A 22862-nucleotide genomic window follows, 5' to 3' on the forward strand; every position below is an offset into this window, starting at 1 on the left:
GGCGACACGCCGGTCGGTGGCACCGCCGGTTCACTCTCGACCCCGTCATTGCACACACGATCGGAGGTTGACGGGTGAAATCGATCGACGAGCTGGCCGCAGACCTCAACTTCACGACCGCCAACACGGGGGACACCCGGTCGGTCACCTTGCTGCCCGACCCGCCCCGGGCCCCGCGCCGCTACACGGTGATCTCGGTCGACGATCACATCGTCGAACCCCCGGACACCTTCGCCGGACGGGTGCCGCGCCAGTTCGCCGACCGCGCACCGAAAGTCGTCGACACCGAGCAGGGCGGGCAGACCTGGGTCTATGACGGCCGGCAGCTGCCCAACGTCGGGTTCAACGCCGTGGTCGGGCGGCCGGTGGCCGAATACGGCTTCGAACCCGTCCGTTTCGACGAAATGCGCAGGGGCGCCTGGGATATCCACGAGCGCGTCAAGGACATGGACCTCAACGGCATCTACGCCTCGCTCAACTTTCCCTCCTTCCTGCCCGGCTTCGCCGGACAGCGGCTGCAACAGGTCACCCCGGACCGCGAGCTGGCGATGGCCGCCGTGCGCGCCTGGAACGACTGGCACCTCGAGGTCTGGGCGGGGTCCTACCCCGACCGCATCATCCCCTGCCAGCTGCCGTGGCTGCTGGACCCCGCGGTCGGCGCGACGATGATCTACGAGAACGCCGAGCGCGGCTTCCACGCCGTCACTTTCAGCGAGAACCCGGCGATGCTGGGGTTGCCGAGCATCCACTCGGGGCACTGGGACCCGATGATGGCGGCGTGCGCCGAGACGGGCACCGTGGTCAACCTGCACATCGGGTCGTCGGGATCCTCGCCGTCGACCACCGACGACGCACCCCCGGACGTGGCGGGCGTGCTGTTCTTCGCCTATGCGATCTCGGCGGCCGTGGACTGGCTGTACTCCGGGCTGCCCAGCAGGTTCCCCGACCTGAAGATCTGCCTGTCGGAGGGCGGCATCGGCTGGGTCGCCGGTCTCCTCGACCGCCTCGACCACATGCTCAGCTACCACGCGATGTACGGAACCTGGCAGGCGCTCGGTGAAAGCCTCACTCCAGCAGAGGTTTTCACTCGCAACTTCTGGTTCTGCGCGGTCGAGGACAAGTCGTCGTTCGCGCAGCGGGACCGCATCGGCGTCGACAACATCATGCTGGAGGCCGACTACCCGCACTGCGACTCGACCTGGCCGCACACCCAGCAGACCGTCCACGAGCAGATCGGGGGGCTGCCGCAGGACGTGATCCGCAAGTTCACCTGGGAGAACGCGTCCCGGTTGTACCAGCACCCGGTGCCGACCGAGGTGCAGCGCGATCCCGAAGCGTTCTAACCCCGGCCATTCGGGGTGGCGCTTTCGCGGCGCCTCCGAATGGATTAGCCTACGTTCAGAATTGTTCTTCGAACTCCTCGGCGCCACCCGCACCATGGGCCGGATATACGGGTGGCTACTGATCTCCGATCCACCGCAGCAGTCGTTGACCCAGCTGGCCGATGCGTTGGCGGTCAGCAAGGCATCGATCAGTACCGTTGCCCGGCAGCTGCTGGAAGGCGGCATGGTGGAGCGGTTGCCCAGCCCGGATCGTCAACACCTCTACCGGGTCAGAGCGGGCGGGTTCACCAGCGTCCTGGAAACGCAGCTGTCGCTGATGCGGCTCGGTATCGAACCCGCCGAGTTCGCTCTGTCCGTGCAGGGTGAAGACCGCGCCGAACAGCGGCAACGGGTCGAGGACTTTCGCGACTTCTGCGAGTTCTGCACGCAGGCCTACCGAGACCGGCTCATGCAGATGTGGACCGAATACCGGGCGGAAAGGAAACAACCATGACCGCGCTGGACAAGGTCGACTTCACCGACGTGGTGTGGGGCTCGGTGGAATGGACGAACCTGTGCACGCTGTACCTGCGGGCATACGAAAGTCGTTCACCGGCGCCGATTCTGGGCGACACGGCGGCCGCCGAGGCGGTGGACCGCATCGAATACGACTGGGCCCGCATGCGCCGCGCCATGCGGCCCGCGGTCAATCAGTATCTGGTCACCATGCGCGCCAGGCAACTCGATGACTGGAGCGCCGACTTCCTGCGCCGCAATCCCGACGCCGTCGTACTCCACCTGGGATGCGGCATGGACACCCGCGCGTTCCGGCTGCATCCGCCGGACACCGCGCGGTGGTTCGACGTCGATCAACCCGCGGTGATCGCGTTGCGGCGCAAGCTCTACGACGACCGCGACGGCTACCGGATGATCGGGTCGTCGGTGACCGAGGAGTGGCTGGACGAGATCCCCACCGATCGTCCGATGCTGATGGTTGCGGAGGGACTCCTGATGTATCTCACCGAACCCGAGGTGCGCACGCTGCTGCAACGCCTCACGGATCGGTTCGGCGCCGGCGAACTCGTCTTCGACACCGTGTCGCCGATGGGGCCGCGCCTGTCCAAGGTGCTCACCAAGGGCATCATCAGGTGGGGCATCCGTGACACCCGCGACATCGAGCGGTGGAACCCACGGCTGCGTTTCCTCGAGCGGTCCGCCGCGGGGGCACTGTACGAACGCATACCCTCGGCCCCGTTGCGACTGCTGTGGCGGCTCGTCAACGCGACACCGATGCGCGACTACGACGTCCTCAACCGATTCGCGTTCTCAGTCGTGCGTGCACCGGCGCGAAACCCCTGACGTGGCGGCGGCGCACCCGTCCGCTCGCCCTCACACCCCGGAGGCCAGCCGCCGCAGGATGTCGGCGGTCGGTTCGGTGGTGGCCTGCCGGTAAGCGGTTCCCGCCCACAGGTGCACGCAGTCGGGTTCGCCCGCCGCGGCCGCCGCCTTGCGCAGGGGACCGGTCAGGTGGTGGATGGCGGGGTAACCCAGCGGCGCCCGGGCTTCGTGGGCGTCGATGAACGCGTTGCGCAGGCCGCGGGCCGGGCGGCCGGTGAAGGCCCGGGTCAGCACGGTCTCGGTGCGGGCGGGATCGACCAGGGCGGCCTGATGGGTGGCCGAGGCGCCGCTCTCGGCCGAATGCAGCAGAACCGTCCCGACCACCGCCGCCGCGGCGCCCGCGCGGATCACCTCGGCCACGGCGCCCGGTGCGGCGAGCCCGCCCGCCATCGGCGCGGCGACCAGTGGGATCGACATCCCGAACTCCGCCAACATCGCACTGCCCTCCGGTGACATCACGGCCAGCACCTGACAGGATGCTTCAGCGTGAAGCGACCCAACTTTCTCGTAATCGTTGCAGACGACCTGGGGTTCTCCGACGTCGGCGCATTCGGCTCCGAGATCGCCACGCCGAACCTGGACAAACTGGCCCACGCGGGAGTCCGGCTGACCGATTTCCACTCCGCCCCGACCTGCTCGCCCACCCGGGCGATGCTGCTGACCGGCACGGATCACCACACCGCCGGCATCGGCACGATGCTCGAAGTCGCCGCCCCGGGATTCACCGGCGCGCCGGGCTACGAGGGCTATCTGAACGATCGGGTCGTGGCGCTGCCCGAACTGCTGCGCGACGCCGGATACCTGACGCTGATGGCCGGCAAGTGGCACCTGGGCAACACCATCGAGACGTCGCCGTGGGCGCGCGGGTTCGAGCGCTCGTTCGCGCTGCTGCCGGGCGGTGGCAACCATTACGGCGGCCCGGCCCCGGTGCCGGCGCTCTACACCGAAGACGACCGGTTCGTCACAGTCGGCGACGACTTCTACTCGTCGGACTCCTACACCGACACCTTGCTGCGGTACCTGTCCGAACGCGCCCCCGAGGACGACCGCCCGTTCTTCGCCTACCTGCCTTACCAGGCGCCGCACTGGCCGCTGCAGGCGCCGCAGGAGTCGATCGCCGCCTACCGTGGGCGCTACGACGCCGGACCCGACGCACTGCGCGAGGAGCGCCTGGCGGCGCTGAAGCGGCTCGGCCTGTGCCCGGACGACGTCGTGCCGCACCCGGTCGTGTCCGACGGCGCCCCGGAGTGGGCCGACATGACCGACGAGGAGCGGGCGCGCTCGGCCCGCTGCATGGAGATCTACGCCGCGATGGTGGACCGGATGGACTGGAACATCGGCCGGGTGATCGACCACCTGGCCGGGACCGGCGAGCTCGACGACACGGTCGTCATCTTCCTGTCCGACAACGGCGCGGAGGGGGCGGTCGTCGAGGCGATGCCGCTGCGCGGCCCGCAGATCGCCGCCCAGATCGAGCAGCACTGCGACAACAGCCTGGACAACCTCGGCGGCCCCACGTCGTTCGTCTGGTACGGCCCGCGGTGGGCGCAGGCGGCCACCGCGCCGTCGCGGCTGCACAAGGCGTTCACCACCGAAGGCGGCATCCGGGTCACGGGTTTCGTCACCTGGCCGGGCTTTGCGCGGCAACGCGAGATCGGCACGGCCTTCGCGACCGTCATGGACATCGCCCCGACCGTGCTGGAATTGGCCGGCGTCGAACATCCCGGCACCGCCTACCGCGGGCGAGACGTGGCCCCGATGCTGGGTCGCTCGCTGGTGCAGTACCTGTCCGGTGCCGCCGAGACGGTCCACGACGCCGACACCGGCACGGGCTGGGAGCTGTTCGGCCGGCGCGCCATCCGACAGGGCGACTGGAAGGCGCTGTACCTGCCCGAGCCCTACGGGCCCGGCGCCTGGCAGCTCTACGATCTGTCCCGCGACCCCGGGGAGACCGACGACCGGGCCGCCGCGCATCCGGACAAGCTCGCCGAACTGCTGGCCCTGTGGGACCGCTACGTCGAGGAGAACGGCGTGCTCCTCGAGCCCGTTTCGGTGTTCGACGCCGAGCTGTAGCCCCTCGGCGGGATGCCCGCGAACACGGGCGTCCCCTTATGCTGAGCGCGGTGGTGGAGACAACGACGTGCGCGATCGTCGGCGGCGGCCCGGCCGGCATGGTCCTCGGGCTGCTGCTGGCCCGCGCGGGTGTCGACGTCACGCTGCTGGAGAAGCACGGCGACTTCCTGCGTGACTTTCGCGGCGACACCGTGCATCCCACGACGATCCAGTTGCTCGACGAGCTGGGGTTGGGGGAGCGGTTCGCCGAGTTGCACTACAGCGAGGTGCGCAAGGGACAGCTCGACACCAACGGTCGCTCGGTGACCTACATCGACTTCGAACGCCTGCGTCTCCGACATCCGTACATCGCGATGGTTCCGCAGTGGGACCTGCTCAACCTGCTCGCCGAGGCCGCCCGCGCCGAGCCCAGTTTCACGCTCCGGATGCGCACCGAGGTCACCGGGCTGCTGCGGGAGGGCGGCCGGGTCACCGGCGTGCGCTACACGGGACCGGAGGGTCCCGGCGAACTCAGGGCCGAACTGACCGTCGCCTGCGACGGCCGCTGGTCGGTCGTGCGCCGGGCGGCGGGGCTGCGGGCCCGCGAGTTCCCGGTGGGCTTCGACGTGTGGTGGTTTCGGCTGCCCCGCGAAGGCGCCTCGGACTTCTCCTTCCTGCCACGCACCGGCCCGGGCAGGGCCCTCGCCGTGATCCCGCGCGAGGGCTATTTCCAGATCGCGTACATCGGGCCGAAGGGCACCGACGCTCAGCTGCGCGCGCGGGGCATCGAGGCGTTCCGCCGCGACGTCGCGGCGCTGCTGCCCGACATGCCCGACTCGGTGGCGGCGCTGAAATCCATGGACGACGTCAAGCACCTCGACGTGCGGGTGAACCGGCTGCGCCGCTGGCACACCGACGGGCTGCTGTGCATCGGCGACGCCGCGCACGCGATGTCACCGCTGGGCGGGGTCGGCATCAATTTGGCCGTCCAGGATGCCGTGGCGGCCGCGACCATGCTGGCCGAGCCGCTGCGACGCCACCGCGTCACCGACCGCGACCTGGCGGCCGTCCGGCGCCGCCGCGCCCTTCCGGCCGCGGTGACCCAGGCGGTGCAACGGGTGTTACAGCGGGCGTTGCTGGGGCCGCTCCTGCGCGGCGCCGACCCCATGCCGCCGGGGGCGCTGTTGGCGCTCGTGGAGCGGCTGCCCTGGCTCTCGGCGGTGCCCGCGTACTTCGTCGGGGTGGGGTTCCGGCCGGAGCACGCGCCGGCGTTCGCCCGTCGCGACTCCGCCGGTGACCATGGCTGAGGGGCAGGCACCGCTGCGCATCGGCGTCCTCGGGGCCGCCCGCATCACACCGCTGGCGCTGGTCAAGCCGGCCCGGGCCAACCCCGAGGTGATGGTTGCCGCCGTCGCCGCACGCGACGTCACCCGCGCCCGGGCGTTCGCCGCCAGGCACGGGATCGCCCGGGTGCACGAGGATTACGAGGCGCTGGTCGCCGACCCGGACCTCGACGCGGTGTACAACCCGCTGCCCAACGGATTGCACGGCCGGTGGACGCGCGCCGCGCTCGCGGCGGGCAAGCACGTCCTGTGCGAGAAGCCGTTCACGGCCAACGCCGCCGAGGCGCACGAGATCGCCGGGATCGCCGCCGATTCCGGCCGGGTGGTGATGGAGGCGTTCCACTACCGCTATCACCCCCTCACGTTGCGGGCCGAGCAGATCGTCGCCTCGGGGGAGTTGGGCAGGATCGAGCGGGTCGAGGCCGCGATGTGCTTTCCCCTGCCGAAGTTCTCCGACATCCGCTACGACTACTCGCTGGCCGGGGGCGCGTTGATGGACGCCGGGTGTTACGCGGTCCACATGGCCCGCACGCTCGGCGGTTCGGCCCCGGAAGTCGTTTCCGCACAGGCGCAATTGCGGGACCCCCGGGTGGACCGCGCGATGACGGCCGAGTTGCGGTTCGCCGCCGGGCACACCGGCCGGATCGTGTGCTCCATGTGGTCGGCGCGCCTGTTGCGGATCAGCGCGCGCGTGGTGGGCGAACGCGGTGAGTTGCGTCTGCTCAACCCGGTCCTGCCCAACCTGGTGAACCGCCTGTCGGTCCGCTCGCCCGACGACAAACGGGCGGAACGCTTTCCGCGCCGCGCCTCCTACGCCTACCAGCTCGACGCTTTCGCCGCCGCGGTGCTGCGCGGCGAACCGGTGCTGACCGCCCCGGAGGACGCGGTGCAGAACATGACGGTGATCGACGGGATCTACCGGGCCGCGGGCCTGCCGTTGCGGCAGCCGAGCTGAGCGCGTCAACCCTGTCGCCGCGCCGGCAGGTCGGCCAGCAGGCGGCGGGCCGCCTCCACGCAGGGGGCGAGCCGGTCGGCCGGGCCGGCGCCGGCCAGCGCCAGCGATCGCCGGGGCACCTCGAGTTCGATCACGACATCGGCGGGAAGTGCGGACACGATGTCGCACAACGGAAGTTCGCCCTCCCCGGGAACCATGCGCTCGAACATGGCTTCCTCCATGTAGTTGTCGATGTGCGGCCGGAGCGGGGCGTCGCAGAGCTGCGCGTACCCGATATGCGCGGGATCGACGGCCGCGAGGTCCGCGGCGCCCGCCCCCGAACGCACCAGGTGCATGGTGTCGATCAGCAACGTGAACTCGGGCCGCCCGACGTGCTCGCGCGCGGCGAGCGCGGTGGGCAGATCGGCGACCGTCAGGCCCGGCACGGGCTCCACGACCGTGCCGATGCCGCGCCGGGAAGCAAGCTCGGCGAGGGCTGCGAACTGGTCGAACGTCCGACCCAGGTCCGGGTCCAGGCTGACGACGTTGATCCGGGGAACGCCGAGTTCGGCCAGGACGTCGAGATCCGCACGGTAGCGGGCCACCTCCGCACCCGGCACCACCAGGAACCCGTCGCCGAGCGAGATGGCCACGCCGCGGTCGTTCATGGCGGCGAGCACGTCGTTCCTGAGCGCGAGGTCGTCTTTGAGGGAGTACGGGGGATAGCCGAGGGGCAGCAACTCCCGGCTCTGCACGGCGGCCGACATATACCCGCAGCCGAGGTCGGCGGTGAGATTGACGAATTCGACCGGCGGAAGGCCGAAGCCGCCGAGGAAACCGATGCCCAGCCGGGCCGTGCCGGAAGTCGCATGCTCGTCGATGATCGGGGCCTGCCCTCCGCCGTACCGTGTTTACGGACACTACAAACATAGAGTATGGTCGTGCTTCAAGTCAGCGAACGTTCGACCGAAGATCCGCGAACGCATCCGCACGAAAGCATCCGCTCATGGCCCGACAGACCCCCACGGTAGCGAAGAGGCGCAAGCCCAATTCGGCGGAGCGCCGCCGCGACCTCTGCGACGCCGCGATCCAGTTGCTGGCCGACGACGGGGCCAAGGGGCTGAGCCATCTGAAGGTGGACCGCAGGGCGGGCGTACCGGACGGCACCACCTCGTTCTACTTCCGCACCCGGGAGGCGCTGCTGCATGCCGTCGCCGAGCGGCTGGCCGAGCGCGACCTGGCCGACCTGCAGTCGGTGGTGGACAGTTCCGACGGGCGGGGCGAGAACCCCTCGCCGTCACGGTTGTCGCAGGTGGTGATCCAGGCCGGCAGCGAGCCGCAACTCTCCCGGACGCGGGCCAGATACGAACTGACGATGCAGGCCGCACGCGACCCGGCGCTGGCCGCGATCCTGCAGCAGGCCACCGACGGGTTCACCAAGCTGCACCGCGAGATTCTCGTGCAGCTCATGCCGCACGGGGCCGAGTTGGAGCCGGCCGTCGTGGAAGACCTGAGCAATGTCACGCTGACCTTCATCAACGGGCTCATGGCGCGCATCGCCCATGGCGACCGCATCGTCGTCAGCCCGGAACAACTCGACGGCATCCTGTCGGCCATCGCCGCCGGCATCCTGAGAAGCCCCGCCAAGGGCCGGCTGACCGAAACCGGCGAAGCGCGCCCGTCGCGCCGGCGCCGGACCGCGGCATCGGGCTGAGCGCGAGACCCGACGCGGCGTTTCCCGGCCGGGGCTTGCCACAACATCCCCCATATGGTTCTCTACGAGAATAGAGTAAGCCGCCGTTCGCGGCGAATACGAAGAAGCACATTTAAGCGGAGTGTACAAATTGCCCGAACCGGATCCGGCGCTGGCACACTGGCAGCGCCGGTGCCCGTGCGAACGACGCCGGTATCCGGAAAACGCAGCCGTAGGAGGGGTTTCGTGACGGCGAGCACCGACAGCCAGGTTCGTTTCGACCCATACGACGTCGAGCTCATCGCCGACCCGTATCCGATGTTTGCGCGCCTGCGCGACGAGGCGCCGCTTTATTACAACGCCGAATACGACTTCTTCGCCGTGAACCGATTCGCCGATGTCAACAAGGCTCTGGTCGACCACGCCACCTACAGTTCGGCGCGGGGCGCCATCCTGGAGTTGATCAAGGCCAACCTCGACATCCCCTCGGGGATGCTGATTTTCGAAGACCCGCCGATCCACGACGTGCACCGCAAGCTGCTCTCGCGCATGTTCACCCCGCGCAGGATCGCCGCCCTGGAGCCGATGATCCGCGACCTGTGCGCCGAACTCCTGGACCCGCTGGTGGGGTCGGGGCGGTTCGACTTCGTCACCGACCTGGGCGCGGTGATGCCGATGAGGGTGATCAGCTCGCTGCTCGGCATTCCCGAGGACGACCAGGTCTACATCCGCGACCGGGGCAACGCCCAGCTGCGCACCGAGGCCGGCAAGCCGATGGCCGCCGCCCAGCACGGGCTGTCGGTGGGCGAACAGTTCGAGGCATACATCGATTGGCGCGCCGGTCATCCCTCCGACGACATCATGACCGAGTTGCTCAACGTCGAATTCGTCGACGAAACCGGAACCACGCGGAAGCTGACACGCGAAGAGATTCTCGTGTATCTCAACGTCGTGGCCGGGGCCGGCAACGAGACGACCACGCGGCTGATCGGTTGGTCCGGGAAGGTTCTCGCCGAGCACCCCGACCAGCGTCGCGCGCTGGCCGAGCACCCCGAACTCGTCCCGCAGGCCATCGAGGAGCTGCTGCGCTACGAGCCCCCGGCGCCGCACGTGTCCCGGTATGTGACCCGCGACGTCACCCTCTACGACCGCACGGTGCCCGAGGGCAGCGTATTGATGATGCTCATCGGGTCCGCCTGCCGCGACGAGCGCCAATTCGGCTCGGATGCAGGCGAATTCAACATCCACCGCCAGGGCCGCGCGCACCTGACCTTCAGCGTGGGCACGCATTTCTGTCTCGGCTCGGCGCTGGCCCGGCTGGAGGGCCGCGTCGCCCTGGAGGAGATCTTGAAACGGTTCCCCGACTGGGAGGTCGACCTCGGCAATGCCAAGCTGAGCCCCACCTCGACGGTGCGGGGCTGGGAGTGCATGCCGGCTCAGGTACCGAGATGACCGGCCGGGTCGCCGGCAAGGTTGCGTTCATCAGCGGCGCCGCCCGCGGTCAGGGACGCAGCCACGCGGTGCGCCTGGCGCAGGAGGGCGCCGACATCATCGCCGTCGACATCTGCGGACCGATCGAGAACCTGGCGTATCCCCACGCCACGCCCGAAGACCTGGCCGAGACCGCCGACCTGGTCAACGCGCAAGACCGCCGCATCGTCACCGCACAGGTGGACGTGCGCGACTACGAGGCGCTGAAATCCGCGGTGGACTGCGCTGTGGAACAGCTCGGCCGACTCGACATCATCGTCGCGAACGCGGGCGTGGGCACTGACGGCCGCAAGCTGCACAAGATCCGGGACAACGTCTGGCAGGACATGATCGACATCAACCTGACGGGCGTGTGGCATACGGTCAAAGCCGCTGTGCCGCATATCCTCTCGGGCGGCCACGGCGGGTCGATCGTGCTCACCAGCTCGGTGGGCGGGTTCAAGGCCTACCCGAACACCGGGCACTACATCGCGGCCAAGCACGGCGTCATCGGGCTGATGCGCGCATTCGCCGTCGAGCTGGGACCGCAGATGATCCGCGTCAACTCGGTGCTGCCCAGCCAGGTCAGCACCACGATGGTGATGAACGACCAGACCTACCGGCTCTTCCGCCCGGACCTGCCCGACCCCGGCCCCGAGGACTTCGCCCCCATCTCCCAGATGATGCACACGCTGCCGGTGCCCTGGCTGGAACCCGTGGACATCAGCAACGCCGTACTCTTCCTCGCCTCTGACGAATCACGTTATGTCACCGGCGTTTCCTTGCCCGTCGACGCGGGCGCTTTGCTCAAGTAAGCACAACAAAACTGGAGAAAATCATGCCGGAATACGACTACGAAAAGATGAAGAAAGAAGCCGAGCAGTACATCAAGTTCGAGAAGGACAAGAAGAACCGGATCGCGTACATCACGTTCAACCGTCCGGAGGAGCTCAACTCCACCACCTTGGGCATGCGGCAGAACTACGCCGACCTGATCCACAAGTGCAACGTGGACGACGACGTCAAGGTCGTGGTGATCCGCGGGGAGGGTCAGGATTTCGGCAGCGGCGGCGATCTGCCGGAACAGCGGGGCATGCTGGAGAACCCCGGAATGCCGCTGCTGCACGAGGTGGCCATCAACGACGAGGACGTCAAATACCCGCCGGGTGGGTCGTACCGCTACCTGTCCACCGTGACCGACTTCTACGCCAAGGCCCGCGCCGGCAACCGGCCGCTGCAGGAGCTGCGGAAGATCAGCATCATCGAGGCCAAGGGCTACTGCTACGGCTGGCACTTCTACCAGGCCGGCGACGCCGACCTGGTGGTGGCCTCCGACGACGCGCTGTTCGGGCACCCCGCGTTCCGGTACGTGGGTTGGGGCCCGCGGCTGTGGTGGTGGGCCGAGACGATGGGCCTGCGCAAGTTCTCCGAGATGCTCTTCACCGGAAGGCCGTTCAGCGCCAAGGAGATGTACGAGTGCGGCTTCGTCAACAGCGTGGTACCCCGGGAGAAGCTGGAGGACGAGACGCTGAAGTACGCGATGGCGTGCTCGCGCTCCCGCCCGACCGACACCGTCGCCGTGCAGAAGACGTTCCTGGAGCTCTACAAGCAGCACAAGGGCGAGTATTTCGGCAGCCTGCTCACCGGGATGGTGGAGGGGATGCTGCCGATGATCGCCAACGACGCAGAAGAGGTCGACCTGACGGCGGGCACCTTCGAGAAGGGCCTGAACAACGTGGTCAAGGACAACGACATGAACTTCCCGCCGGAGTGGCGCCTGAGCCGCTCGGGGCGCCAGAAGCCCTGACCTTCGCGCGGGTGCAGGAATGTCGGCGCTGACCGGTCTCCGCATCGTCGAACTGGCCGACTCCGTCGCGGGGGAGTACTGCGGAAAGCTGTTGGCCGACTTCGGCGCCGAGGTGATCAAGGTCGAACCGCCCGGGTGCGGCAGCCGCACCCGGGCGATGGCCCCCGCCCTGGGCGCCGGCCCCGAGGGCAGCGGCCTCTTCGCTTACCTCAACACCAACAAGCAGTCCGTCGTGCTGGACGCGGGGCGGGTGGACCGGCTCATCGGCACCGCCGACGCGGTGATCGAGGACCGCGCCACCGACCGGCCCGCGCGGTATCCGGGCGTGGTGTTCTGCTCGATCACCCCGTTCGGCAGCGGGGTGCCCGCCGAATTCGACAACGCCAGGAGCATCAACGTCTTTCATGCCAGCGGCTGGGGGTATCACACCCCCAGCCATGCCGACCCCGGCAAGCCGCCGTTGCAGGGACCCGGCCGCTTCCTGGCCGACTACGAAGCGGGGCTGGACGCGGCGCTGTGCATCGCGGCGTCGCTGTTCGGCCGCCTGCACACCGGGCGGGGGGAGACCATCGACATCTCGCAGCAGGCGGTGCTGGTGTCGCGGGCCGACTGCATCCTGGGGCGGCTCGTCCCCGGGGAGGTGCCGGCCGAAGGCAACCGCGGTGACTACGACCAGGCGGGGCCGGCGTCGTTTTTCGCCTGCGCCGACGGCTTCGTCTACCTCTACATGACCAGCCGGGCCCACTGGGCCGGCGTGAAACGGCTGCTGGGCCAACCGGACTGGCTCGACGCGTTCGACGACGACTGGCTCGAGTTCTCCGTCACCGTGGAAAAGGTCGCCGAGTTCCAGCGGGGATTCGCGGCCTGGGTAGGGCATCTGGACAAAGACGACGCGGCCGATGCGGCCCAGCGGCTGGGCGTCCCGCTGGTCCCGGTCAACGGCGCCGCGGATCTGCACCGCTCACCGCAGTACCGCCACCGCCACTTCTTCCAGCGGGTGCACCACCCCGTGTTGGGCGCCGCAGAATACCCGACCGTGCCGTACGCGCTGAGCGCCTCACCGGCGGTCATCACCACCGCCGCGCCGCTGCTCGGCGAGCACACCGCCTCGGTGCTGAAGCGCCTCGATGCGCCACGCCCGGGCCCGGCGGTCGGGTCGGCCCAGCCCAAACCGGCTCGGACGCCCCGTGGCGGCCCGCTGGCGGGAGTGCGCGTCGTCGAGCTCACCAAGGTGTGGGCGGGCCCGTACGCGGGAAAGCTGCTGGCGCTGCTGGGCGCCGAGGTGATCAAGGTCGAAACCGCGGGCAGTCCGGAGGAGATGCGTGCCTACGGCGGCACCGACATCGACCACGCGCCCTTCTTCCTGAGCATCAACCCGGAGGTCCTCAGCGTCGACCTGGACATCAAGTCGGCCGAGGGGATGGCGCGCCTGCGCGAGCTGATCGCGTGCAGCGACGTCGTCGTCAACAACCTGCGCCCGGGCGCGATGGAACGTCAGCGCCTGGGGTATCGGGAACTCGCCGCGATCAAGCCCGACATCATCTCGGTGTCGATCAAGATGTGGGGCAACGAGGGACCGCTGGGCCACCAGACCGGCTACGCCCCCTGCTTCGCCGCCCTGGCCGGGATCGCCTCGCTGGTCGGCTATCCCGGCGGGCCGCCGCTGGGAACGAGCATGCGCTACGGGGACTCCACCGTGGGTGCGGCCGCCGCCTACGCCGCCGTCGTGGCGTTGCTGCACCGCGAGCTCAGCGGGGAGGGGCAATTCGTCGACGTGTCGGCCGTGGAGACCCTGTCCACCTTGATCGGGGACAGCCTGGTGGCACAAAACCTCACCGGAAATCCGCGCGGTCCCATGGGTAATCGCCACCCCGACATGTGCCCCCACGGCTGCTACCCCTGCTCGGGCGGCGGCTGGATCGCCGTTGCCGTCGCCGATGACGCCGAATGGCTGCGGTTGTGCACGGTGCTCGACGCCGCCGCGCTGGCCGGCGATCCCCGCTACGCCACGACCGCCGCGCGGCAGCGCCACGCCGAAGCGCTCGACGCCGCCCTGGCAGACCTGACCCGGCTCCACGACGCCGAAGGGCTCGCGCACCGGCTGCGGGCGGCGGGTATCCCGGCGACCAAGAGCGCCACCGCGCTCGACGTGATCGCCGACCAACGGCTCTGGGACCGCGAACTGTATCGCTTCGTCAGCGATCACCGCGAGGGGCAGCGCCCGATCGTGGGAGCCTCGTGGCGGATGGCGCGGTCTCCGGCGCTCGTCGCCCGCGGGGCGCCGGACCTTGGCGAGCACACCGATTACGTGCTCCACGAGATACTGGGTGCCGAATCTCGAACGGGAGGCTCACATTAAGGCAGGCAGAACATGACGCCGGCACTGGCGGGCACCGCGGCCCTGGTCACCGGCGCCAGCAGCGGAATCGGCGCGGCGACGGCGAAAGCCCTGGCCGGCCGGGGCGCCGCCGTGGCCCTGGTCGCGCGCCGCGGAGACCGGCTGGCCGAGCTGAAAAGCGAGATCGAATCCGCGGGCGGTACGGCGCTGGTCGTGCCCGCCGACGTCACCGACGCCGATCAGGTCGCTGACGCGGTGCGGCGCACGGTCGCCGAGCTGGGACGGATCGACGTCCTGGTCAACAACGCCGGCACGATGCAGTCCGGGCCCGCGGCCGAGGCGCCGCTGCAGGACTGGGACGCCATGGTCTCGGTCAACGTGCGGGGAGTCCTGTACGCCACTCGTGCGGCCCTGCCACACCTGATCGACGCGGCCGCCGATTCGCCGCGCGGCGTGGCCGACCTGGTCACCGTCAGTTCCACCGCCGGCTGGGTGGCCCGGCCGGGAACCGCGGTGTATTCGCTGACCAAGTTCGGGGTCAACGCCTTCAGCGAGGGCATCCGCCAGGAGTTGATCGGCCAGCGGGTCCGCGTCGGCGTGGTGGGCCCTGGAACGGTGGACACCGAGATCTTCCACCACCTGGCCGCGCCGTCGCGGGAGGCGTTCGAGCGCCAGACCGCGGGCATGGTCAAGTTGCGGCCCGAGGACATCGCCGACGCGGTGCTCTACATGGTCACCCGCGACCGCCGAGTTGCCGTCAACCACATGCTGGTTCGTGCGGCCGAACAAACCTGGTGACCGGGCATTGGGCGGCCGGTGACCGATACGGGCTGGCGTTTCCCGCCGACCCGGCGACGTTGCGCGGCGGTGGCGCCAGGTTCCTCACCGACGCGCTGCGCCGTTCCGGTGTCCTGGGGGCCGACAACCGCGTGGCCCGGATCGCCCGGTTCGAGGTGGTCGACGCGGGAAGCACAGGACGCAAAGTCGTCGTCACGGTCGAATACGACCGGGCCGCACCGGAGCTGCACACCGACCTGTTCGTCAAGTTCTCCCGCGACTTCGACAACCCCACGCGCGATCTCGGCAGGACGCAGATGGATGCCGAGGTGCGGTTCGCCGCGTTGTCACGGGTGCCGGATTTCCCCATCGCGGTGCCGAGCGTCCTGTTCGCCGATTATCACCGGGAGACCGGCACCGGTCTGCTGATCACCGAACGAATCTGGTTCGGCACCAACGGGATCGAACCGCATTATCAGAAGTGCCTGGACTACGGGATGCCCGAGCCCCTCGAGCACTACCGCGCGCTGCTGACCGCGCTGGCCCGACTGGCCGGCACCCACCGATCGGGGCGCCTGCCGGCCGACCTGGCCGCCGACTTCCCACTGGACGTCGCGGCCGCGACGGTGGGAGAGCGGGCCCCGCTATCCCCGGAGAAGCTGCACAAGCGCGTCACCCGGTTGGCCGATTTCGTCGTCGCAGTCCCCGGACTGCTGCCGACGGGTGTTCGCGCGCCGGAATTCCTGGACCGCCTGCGCGCCGAGGTGCCGGTGGTGGCCCGGCACGAGGCCGCGGTCGAGCAATCGCTGGCCGCCGACGCCAACTATGTGGCGCTGTGCCACTGGAACGCCAACGTCGACAACGCCTGGTTCTGGCGCGACGGCCCGGACGGCCGGGGCGCCCTGCGCTGTGGCTTGATGGACTGGGGATGCGTCAGCCAGATGAACGTGGGCATGGCCCTGTGGGGCGCCCTGTCCGGCGCCGAAACAGATTTGTGGGACGAGCATTTCGACGAGCTGCTGCACGCGTTCGTCACGGAGTTCCACCGTTGCGGAGGTCCGGCCCTGGATCCCGACCGGTTGCGCCGCCACACCGTGCTCTACGCCGCGGTGATGGGGGTCGCCTGGTTGCTCGACGTGCCGGCGTTGCTGCTCAGGCGATTCGGCGACGCGCTGCCCGGCAGCCGCACCGATCCCCGCATCCGAGACGACGAGAGCGTGCGCGCACCGCTGCAGATGCTGACGAACCTGCTGAACGTGTGGGAGCGACATTGCGTAGGGGAGCTGCTGGACGACGCCCAACTTGGTGCATTCGCTGCAGTACGCCCGTGCGGTGGCTAGACTCATCGCGAGTGAGGCTAGCGTCGTGTTCAAGCTCCGTGCTTCCGCAGTAATTGCCGCTGTCTATGCCGTCGCAGTGGCAGCACCGGCGCATGCCGACGGCGGCTACATCGTGATGGCGGGATCGGACTCCACCCATACCTTCGAAACCACGGTGGGCGGCGGCCTGGCCAGCCTGGACCATGTCGAGGCGTATGCGGTGAACCATTGCGCCGCGCGCCGCGGCGCGACCGACTGCCGCATCCTTGCCGAGGGGGAGGGCGGGTGTGTGGCCCTCTCCGATGACGGTCCGACGTTGCTCGGCGCCTGGGGCGCCACCCGTGAGGATGCCATTGCCGCGGTGGTGGCCAAGGTGGGGCGGCCGGGGGCGACCGCGGACAACGCGTACTGCGTCGGCGACCCGGACCTCGTCGCCCCGCCCGGTGGTTCGTTCTGGACCACGCAGTAGCGGCGAAGAGAAGGTCCCTGAGTCAGCACTGATCGTCGTCGTCTTCGTCGTCTTCGTGGCGCAGGAGTTTTTCGGGGTGCCAGTAGGTGTTGGTGCGGGGTTGGCCGCGCTCGAGGTGTTTGGGTGGGATCCATTCGGTGTCGCCGTTGGCGTTTTTGCGGGTGGTCCAGCCTTTTTCGGTGATGGGGTGGTGGCCGCCGCAGCCGAAGGTGAGGTCGTCGATGCCGGTGGTGCCGGATTTCGCGTAGGGGGTGACGTGGTGGACTTCGCAGTAGTAGCCGCCGACGGTGCAGCCCGGTGCGCTGCAGCCGCGGTCCTTGGCGTACAACACGATTCGCTGCGCGGGTGAGGCCAACCGCTTCGTGTGGTAGAGGGCCAGGGTTTTGCCTTGGTCGAAGATCGCCAGGTAGTGATGGGAGTGGCGGGCCAGGCGGATGACGTCGCTCATCGGCAAGATGGTGCCCCCGCCGGTGAGAGCTTGTCCGGCGGCGGCTTCGAGTTCGGCCAGGGTGGTGGTGACGATGATCGAGGCGGGCAGCCCGTTGTGCTTGCCCAATTCCCCGGAGGCCAGCATCGCGCGCAGCGCGGCGAGCAGGCCGTCGTGTTGGCGCTGTGCGGGGCCGCGGGTGTCGCGGTCGATGGCGTCCTGGGTGGGGGTGGCGTCCAGGCAGGGCTGCTCGTCGAGGTTGTTGCACATGCCGGGGGCGGCGAGTTTGGCCCACAGGGCTTCGAGGGTGGCGCGCAGTTCGGGGGTGATCCAGCCGCTCAGGTGCGACATCTTGTCGGGGCCCTGGGCGCCCAGGATCAGCCCACGCCGGCGTGCCCGGTCTTCGTCGGTGTAGTTGCCGTCGGGGTTGAGGGCGTTGTCGAGTTGCTCGGCCAGTGTGCTGAGTTGTTCGGGGCGGATGTGGGTGCCGTGGCGGGCCAGGTCGGCTTCGGCGCGGTCGCGGGTGGGTTGGTCGACCCAGCCGGGCAGCTGGTGGCAGAAGTGGCGGATCACGGTGACGTGTTCGCAACCGAGCGTGCCCTGGCGCTGACGGGCGGCGGTCTCGGCCAGCGTCGGGGGTAGGGGTTCCCCCGTCAGTCCGTGGCGCTCGCCCAGGTCGGCGGCTTCGCGCACCCGCCGGTTGGCTGCAGCACGCGAGATCAGGGTGGCCTCGGCGATGGCGTGGGAGAGTTTGCCGCCCAACTCTTGCGGGGTGGCTTGGTGGGCCAGGGTGTTGATCACCGCATGCTCGAGGGCGGGCAGGCGCCGGCGCACCTTTTCCACCCGGCCCAGCCAGGCCAGCAACTCCGGGGTGGTCAACGCATCGCAGTCGAACCCCAGCAGCGTGTCCACACTGGCGTCGAGGGCGTCGAACGCCGCACCCAACTCCTCCCGGTCAACACTCACACCGTCAAACTATGCGCACGCACCGACAAGAAACCCCCGATTGTGACTCCTGAAACCAAAGTGACACAAGTTTTTTCACGCCGGAAAGGCGGTCAGCACCTCGGCGCCCCGGTCGGTGATGTGCACGGTGTCGCGGCGAAAAACCGCTCCGACGCCCTGCTGCCACACGTAGCCGGTGAGGGCCAGCACCATTCCGGCGTCGAGTCGATCGTGTTCTCCTGCGGCGTGGAGTGTTTCGGAGACCACCGGCGGATCGAACCCCAGCCCGAGCCCGTGCCCAACCGGCATCGGCGGCAGCGGCTCGCCCGCGGCCTCATACGCCGCGAGCAGCCCATCGGCACGCGCGCCCGGCCGGCAGGCGGCGAGCATCTTGTCGTACAACGCATCCGAGCGCCCGAACAGCTCGCGGGCAGGTCCGCCCGGCGCGTCACCCGCGGGCCGGGTCCGGCCCACCTCGGCCACATACCCGTCCGCCAGGGCGCCGGCGGCGAACGCGACAAGGTCACCTTCACGAACCGGGCCGTCAGCCCGCCGCCACGGGTGTTCCCGCGAGGTCGCCCAGGCGGCGTCCTGGGTGGCCGGCGTGCTCACCCCGCCCGCAGCCATGGCCGCCAAAACGGTTGCGGCCAGACTCCGTTCGGAGCGCCCCGGTTGCAGTGCGGCCACGCCGGCGGCCAGTCCCTGCCCGGCGACGCGGAGCGCCGCGCCCATCGCCGCAACCTCCTCGGCCGTCTTGATGCGGCGCGCCGCACGCATGGCGGGCTCGCCGTCGACGAGTGCGGCGTTCGGGAACGCCTCGGGCAGCAATGCCGCGAAAGTCGGCGTGATCGCGTCGGTTCCGACCCTTCGCGCGGCTTCGGCGCCGTCGATCTTCTTCAGCACGTCGATGAGCGTCATCGGATTCCATGCCAGCCCGTAAAGGTGGTCGCGGCCTATCTCCTCCGGAACCCCTTCGTCGTCGGTGCTGTTGAGGTAGATCTCGCCGGATGTGCGCATCATCACGCACATCGGCCCGAACGGGCGCGTCCCGGCTATCCACAGCTGCGGGGCACCCGTGACGTAACGGATGTTGGCCTGCCGGCCCAGCACCAGGATGTCGAGGTCGTGGGCGTCCATCTGGGCCAGGGCGCGCTCTCGACGGGCCAGCCGCAATGCCCGCGCGTCGGGCAGAACGTCAGTCGCCATAAGGCGCATAAGGGTAGTCGGTGACCGGCGTGTAGCCGTCCTCGGTGATCACGATGATCTCCTCACTGCGATAGCCGCCGGTGCCGTCTTCCCAGACCACCGGTTCCAGCACCAGCACCGTGCCCGGCGGGAAGACGAAGCTGTCGTCGAAGTCCTCGCCGAGATCCGTCCCGATCATCGGCGCTTCCGCGGGGTATGTGCCGATCCCGTGGCCCAGGTAGAAGTGCGGCAGCCACGGCTTGCGGCCGCCGTTCGCCGCGATCGCCGCGCGCGCCAGATCGCCCGCCGTGGCGCCCGCCTTGGTCACCGCGAGCACGGCGTCCAGGATGGCGCGCCATTGCCGGAACTGGTCTTGCTGCCGCGGCGTGGGGTCCTTGCCGACCAGCCAGGTGCGCCCGAAATCCGAACAGTACCCGGCGTAGCCGATGCTGATGTCGGTCCACAACACATCGCCGGCGGTCAGTTCGCGGGCGGTGGGCAGCAGCGGAAGCGCGAGGTCGCCGTGCGTCGTCCACACCCCGGTTGCCCGGGACGCCGGCATCACCTGCCAGATGGCGTCGAGCATGTTGGTGGTGGCGCCGAGCTCGAACGCGCGGCGCACGAGAACGGCCGACAGGTCGATCTGCCGAACACCGGGTGCCAGCGCCTTCTGCACCTCCGCCATCGCCTCCTCGGTGATGCGGCAGGCCCGGCGCAGGCAGGAAAGCTCGTCGGGCGTCTTGACCAGTTGGGCCGCGCCGAGCACGATCGCGGCGTCCGAGGGCTCGCCGCCGGGAAACAGCCCGGGGCCCGACCGTCGCATCGCGCCGGTCAATTCGTCGACGGCCACGCCGGCCCCGGACGGCAGCAACGCGGCCAACTCACCGGCGAATCGCTCTACGCCATGGTCGAATTCGAGATAGACCGGCCCGTGCACATGGTCGTCGGGCACCGGCGGCGGCGACGACGCGCCGCCGCGGAACGGCAGGAACAGGTGGGGGTGCTCGTCGTCGGCGAGCACGACCGCCACCGGCCGCTCCACGTGCGAAAGGCCGGCGTCCAGCAGCGGCCAGCTGACACCCGTCGCATAGGTGACATAGCCGTTCATCGACAGGATCAGCGCGTCGACACCGTGGTCGGCCATCGCCGCGCGCAGCCGTGCACCGACCTCGCGTCGCATCCGCGCGAAGTCCGGTTGGTCGGGGATGTCCAGGCGTGCACCCCGGGCGGTGAGTAGGCCGGTCATGACTGAATCCCCAGGAATTCTCTGACGTTCCCGCCGACGACGCGGGCGGCAGCCTCGGGGCCGACGGCGTCGACCACCGCGGACAGCGACCGCTCCGAATACCCGAATGTGCTCTCGTTGTGCGGATAGTCGGAGGACCACATCACCTTGTCGATACCGATCTCGCCGATCTGGCCGAGGCCGAGAACGTCGACCATGAACGACGCACACATGTGGGTGTCCCAGTAGTGCCGGACGTCGTGGCGGGGCTGGTATGCGAGCATGTGCCGATACGACGCCAGGACGTGCTCGGCGTCCTGTAACGCCGGTGGCACCCAGGCGATTCCACCCTCGAACCAGCCGATCCGCAGGCGCGGGTGCCGGTCGAGGATGCTGCCGAAGATGTACTTGGAGAACATCTCCCGGAACGAGTCGATGTTGACCATCATGGCGACCGCCACGCTGTTGACCGCGCTCGGGCATTTCGGCTGGCTTTCCCCGATGTGGTGCGTGACGGGAAGGCCGGAGGCCTCGATCTCGTCCCACACCGCCCTCATCGCGGGGCTCGAAAAATCGATGATGCGCCCGTTGTCGTCGTTGCCGGGGTTCAACGGCATCAGGAATGTCCTGATTCCCAGCGACTTCAGTTGCTCCAGGGTGCGCCGGGCGCCGCGGGCGTCCCACCAGTTGATCAGCCCGACGCCGTAGCAGTGGCCGCGGGAGCGCTCCTGCAGGCCGGCGATGTGTTCGTTGTAGATGCAGAAGATCCGCTCGCGCAGCGCCTTGTCCGGATAGTGGAACAACGCCAGGACCGCGTTGGGGAAGACCAATTCCTTGTCGACCCCGTCCTCGGCGAGGTCGCGGATGCGGGCGTCGATGTTGTTGGTGGCCGCGCCGGCCAGGTCGTCGTACTGCATGAGCACCGCGCTGAAGTCGCCGACCACCATCGACTGGCCGGGGCGCCCCAGCAGGTAGGCGCCGTCCTCGTACCAGATGCGCGGCGCCTGGTCCTTCAGGTCGTCGGGAAAATGCTCGTAGAAGATGTCGTCGGCCACCGAGACGTGGTTGTCGGCCGAGAACACCTCGGTCCCGGGCGGCAGGCCGGTGTCCGAACCGGCGGCGTGACCGCGTCGGTTCTTGGGTGCGCCGATCACGCCCTCCGGGTAGGGGGTTCGGGTTTGGGTCGACATGTGCACCACTTTCTGCGGTCAGTCCGGGTACGTGACACCGGTGAGTTGTTCGGAAAGCCGCCACAGTTTCGCCATGTCCGGCTCGCTGCGTGCCAGGCGGGGAACCCCGGCGAAGGTGATTCCGCCGCCGACCGTTTCGTAGAACCCTCGCGGACCGTAGTACTCGGCCCCGCGGGCGTCCGGCGAAACAGCCGCGTAGAGCGACGGTTTGAGGCCCTCGTCGACGTCGAGCCACATGAAAGGCAGCAGGCGCCACGTCAGGCGCGTGAGTCGCGCCTGCAGCGTGGGCTTCTCACGTCCGTAGGACGCGCCGCTGAGCAGGTTGGTCTTGCTCAGCCCGGGGTGCGCGGCGTTGGATGTCACGCCCCAGCCGCGTTCGCTGCTGCGCCGGTCCAACTCGACGGCGAACATCAGTTGCGCAAGCTTGGCCATCCCGTAGGAGCGCATGGGCCGGTAGCCCGATTGGGCATTGGCGTCGTCGAAATCCAGCCTGCGCTGTGTCGCGGCGAGGCTGCCGACGGTCACCACGCGCGCCGATCCGGCGGCGCGCAACGCGGTCAGCAGCCTTCCTGTCAACGCGAAGTGGCCCAGATGGTTGGTGCCGAACTGCAATTCGAAGCCGTCGGAGGTCGCCTGACGCTGCGGCGGTGTCATGACGCCGGCATTGTTGATCAGGACGTCGACCGGGCGGCCCTCGGCGACCAGCTCGTCCGCGAACGCCGCCACACTCCGCAGCGACGCCAGGTCCAGCCGCTTGACGGCCAGCTTCGCGTGCGGCAACTCGCGGCGGATCGCGGCGATCGCGTTGTCGCCGTTGGCCGTGCTGCGGACCGCCATGACCACCTCGGCGCCCGCGGCCGCCAGGCGTTTCACCAGCCCGAATCCCAGGCCGCTGTTCGCGCCGGTCACGACGGCGAGGCGGCCGGACAGATCGGGTACCTGCAGGGCGAGAACCGGTTTCACGGCAG

20 protein-coding genes and 1 pseudogene are annotated in these 22862 nt (G+C 69.2%); 14 read left to right on the forward strand and 7 right to left on the reverse strand.

Translation table 11 applies throughout. The features are described 5' to 3' along the window. Window positions 1-74: 74 nt before the first annotated feature. From ACJ512_RS14230 to ACJ512_RS14240, 3 genes are all read left to right on the forward strand, one after another. Complete coding sequence (locus tag ACJ512_RS14230) at window positions 75-1343, forward strand: amidohydrolase family protein (RefSeq protein WP_407685488.1); 1269 nt, start codon at window positions 75-77, stop codon at window positions 1341-1343. Window positions 1344-1437: 94 nt separating this feature from the next. After that, window positions 1438-1836: a GbsR/MarR family transcriptional regulator gene (locus ACJ512_RS14235; protein ID WP_407685531.1), complete on the forward strand. Its 399-nt coding sequence runs from the start codon at window positions 1438-1440 to the stop codon at window positions 1834-1836. Continuing rightward, window positions 1833-2681, forward strand: coding sequence for a class I SAM-dependent methyltransferase (locus tag ACJ512_RS14240; protein WP_407685487.1), 849 nt, complete (start codon window positions 1833-1835; stop codon window positions 2679-2681). The genes ACJ512_RS14235 and ACJ512_RS14240 overlap by 4 nt, the downstream gene beginning before the upstream one ends. A gap of 30 nt (window positions 2682-2711) precedes the next feature. On the opposite strand, the pseudogene ACJ512_RS14245 reads toward ACJ512_RS14240, so the two are convergent. Then, window positions 2712-3107, reverse strand: a pseudogene (locus ACJ512_RS14245) (nitronate monooxygenase); the annotation flags it as partial. Window positions 3108-3206: 99 nt separating this feature from the next. On the opposite strand from ACJ512_RS14245, the gene ACJ512_RS14250 reads away from it, so the two are divergent. The 3 genes from ACJ512_RS14250 to ACJ512_RS14260 are packed head-to-tail and all read left to right on the forward strand — an operon-like array spanning window position 3207 to window position 7070. Further along, complete coding sequence (locus tag ACJ512_RS14250) at window positions 3207-4793, forward strand: arylsulfatase (RefSeq protein WP_407685486.1); 1587 nt, start codon at window positions 3207-3209, stop codon at window positions 4791-4793. 50 nt (window positions 4794-4843) lie between these two features. Beyond that, window positions 4844-6079 (forward strand): FAD-dependent oxidoreductase, encoded by a 1236-nt coding sequence (locus tag ACJ512_RS14255; RefSeq protein ID WP_407685485.1) that lies wholly within the window; start codon window positions 4844-4846, stop codon window positions 6077-6079. Beyond that, complete coding sequence (locus ACJ512_RS14260) at window positions 6072-7070, forward strand: Gfo/Idh/MocA family protein (RefSeq protein ID WP_407685484.1); 999 nt, start codon at window positions 6072-6074, stop codon at window positions 7068-7070. The genes ACJ512_RS14255 and ACJ512_RS14260 overlap by 8 nt, the downstream gene beginning before the upstream one ends. A 5-nt stretch (window positions 7071-7075) precedes the next feature. Here the strand turns inward: ACJ512_RS14260 and ACJ512_RS14265 are convergent, their stop codons facing one another. Further along, complete coding sequence (locus ACJ512_RS14265; protein ID WP_461480084.1) at window positions 7076-7816, reverse strand: sugar phosphate isomerase/epimerase family protein; 741 nt, start codon at window positions 7814-7816, stop codon at window positions 7076-7078. Between the two features lie 239 nt (window positions 7817-8055). On the opposite strand from ACJ512_RS14265, the gene ACJ512_RS14270 reads away from it, so the two are divergent. The 8 genes from ACJ512_RS14270 (at window position 8056) to ACJ512_RS14305 (ending at window position 16922) form a co-directional block, all read left to right on the forward strand. Next, on the forward strand, window positions 8056-8763 hold the full coding sequence (locus ACJ512_RS14270; RefSeq protein ID WP_407685483.1) for a TetR/AcrR family transcriptional regulator: 708 nt from the start codon (window positions 8056-8058) through the stop codon (window positions 8761-8763). Window positions 8764-8988: 225 nt separating this feature from the next. Beyond that, on the forward strand, window positions 8989-10194 hold the full coding sequence (locus tag ACJ512_RS14275) for a cytochrome P450 (RefSeq protein ID WP_407685482.1): 1206 nt from the start codon (window positions 8989-8991) through the stop codon (window positions 10192-10194). Continuing rightward, entirely contained in the window at window positions 10191-11027 is an 837-nt protein-coding gene (locus ACJ512_RS14280; protein WP_407685481.1) for a mycofactocin-coupled SDR family oxidoreductase, read from the forward strand. Before ACJ512_RS14275 ends, ACJ512_RS14280 begins: the two co-directional genes overlap by 4 nt. Before the next feature lie 23 nt (window positions 11028-11050). Further along, window positions 11051-12019: an enoyl-CoA hydratase/isomerase family protein gene (locus tag ACJ512_RS14285; RefSeq protein ID WP_407685480.1), complete on the forward strand. Its 969-nt coding sequence runs from the start codon at window positions 11051-11053 to the stop codon at window positions 12017-12019. Between the two features lie 19 nt (window positions 12020-12038). Next, a complete protein-coding gene (locus ACJ512_RS14290) occupies window positions 12039-14378 on the forward strand; it encodes a CaiB/BaiF CoA transferase family protein (protein ID WP_407685479.1) in 2340 nt (779 codons plus the stop codon). 12 nt (window positions 14379-14390) lie between these two features. Then, window positions 14391-15155: an SDR family NAD(P)-dependent oxidoreductase gene (locus ACJ512_RS14295; protein WP_407685478.1), complete on the forward strand. Its 765-nt coding sequence runs from the start codon at window positions 14391-14393 to the stop codon at window positions 15153-15155. Continuing rightward, window positions 15152-16474: a hypothetical protein gene (locus tag ACJ512_RS14300; protein ID WP_407685477.1), complete on the forward strand. Its 1323-nt coding sequence runs from the start codon at window positions 15152-15154 to the stop codon at window positions 16472-16474. The genes ACJ512_RS14295 and ACJ512_RS14300 overlap by 4 nt, the downstream gene beginning before the upstream one ends. Window positions 16475-16550: 76 nt before the next feature. Beyond that, a complete protein-coding gene (locus ACJ512_RS14305) occupies window positions 16551-16922 on the forward strand; it encodes a DUF4189 domain-containing protein (protein ID WP_461480085.1) in 372 nt (123 codons plus the stop codon). Between the two features lie 22 nt (window positions 16923-16944). Here ACJ512_RS14305 and ACJ512_RS14310 read toward each other — a convergent pair whose 3' ends face one another. The 5 genes from ACJ512_RS14310 to ACJ512_RS14330 form a co-directional block, all read right to left on the reverse strand. Continuing rightward, the gene (locus ACJ512_RS14310; protein ID WP_461480086.1) at window positions 16945-18315 is read right to left on the reverse strand and encodes an HNH endonuclease signature motif containing protein; all 1371 of its coding nucleotides are present in this window, start codon (window positions 18313-18315) and stop codon (window positions 16945-16947) included. Between the two features lie 75 nt (window positions 18316-18390). Next, window positions 18391-19500 carry a M24 family metallopeptidase gene (locus ACJ512_RS14315; RefSeq protein ID WP_407686310.1) on the reverse strand — a complete coding sequence of 370 codons (1110 nt, stop codon included), beginning with the start codon at window positions 19498-19500 and terminating at the stop codon, window positions 18391-18393. After that, entirely contained in the window at window positions 19490-20725 is a 1236-nt protein-coding gene (locus ACJ512_RS14320; RefSeq protein ID WP_407686309.1) for a M24 family metallopeptidase, read from the reverse strand. The genes ACJ512_RS14315 and ACJ512_RS14320 overlap by 11 nt, the downstream gene beginning before the upstream one ends. Next, window positions 20722-21894, reverse strand: coding sequence for an amidohydrolase family protein (locus tag ACJ512_RS14325; RefSeq protein WP_407686308.1), 1173 nt, complete (start codon window positions 21892-21894; stop codon window positions 20722-20724). The genes ACJ512_RS14320 and ACJ512_RS14325 overlap by 4 nt, the downstream gene beginning before the upstream one ends. Window positions 21895-21912: 18 nt before the next feature. Then, on the reverse strand, window positions 21913-22857 hold the full coding sequence (locus tag ACJ512_RS14330; protein WP_407686307.1) for an SDR family oxidoreductase: 945 nt from the start codon (window positions 22855-22857) through the stop codon (window positions 21913-21915). Between the last annotated feature and the right edge of the window lie 5 nt (window positions 22858-22862).

Origin of the sequence: Mycobacterium cajalii (assembly GCF_045809005.2) — a bacterium.
Lineage (GTDB): Bacteria > Actinomycetota > Actinomycetes > Mycobacteriales > Mycobacteriaceae > Mycobacterium.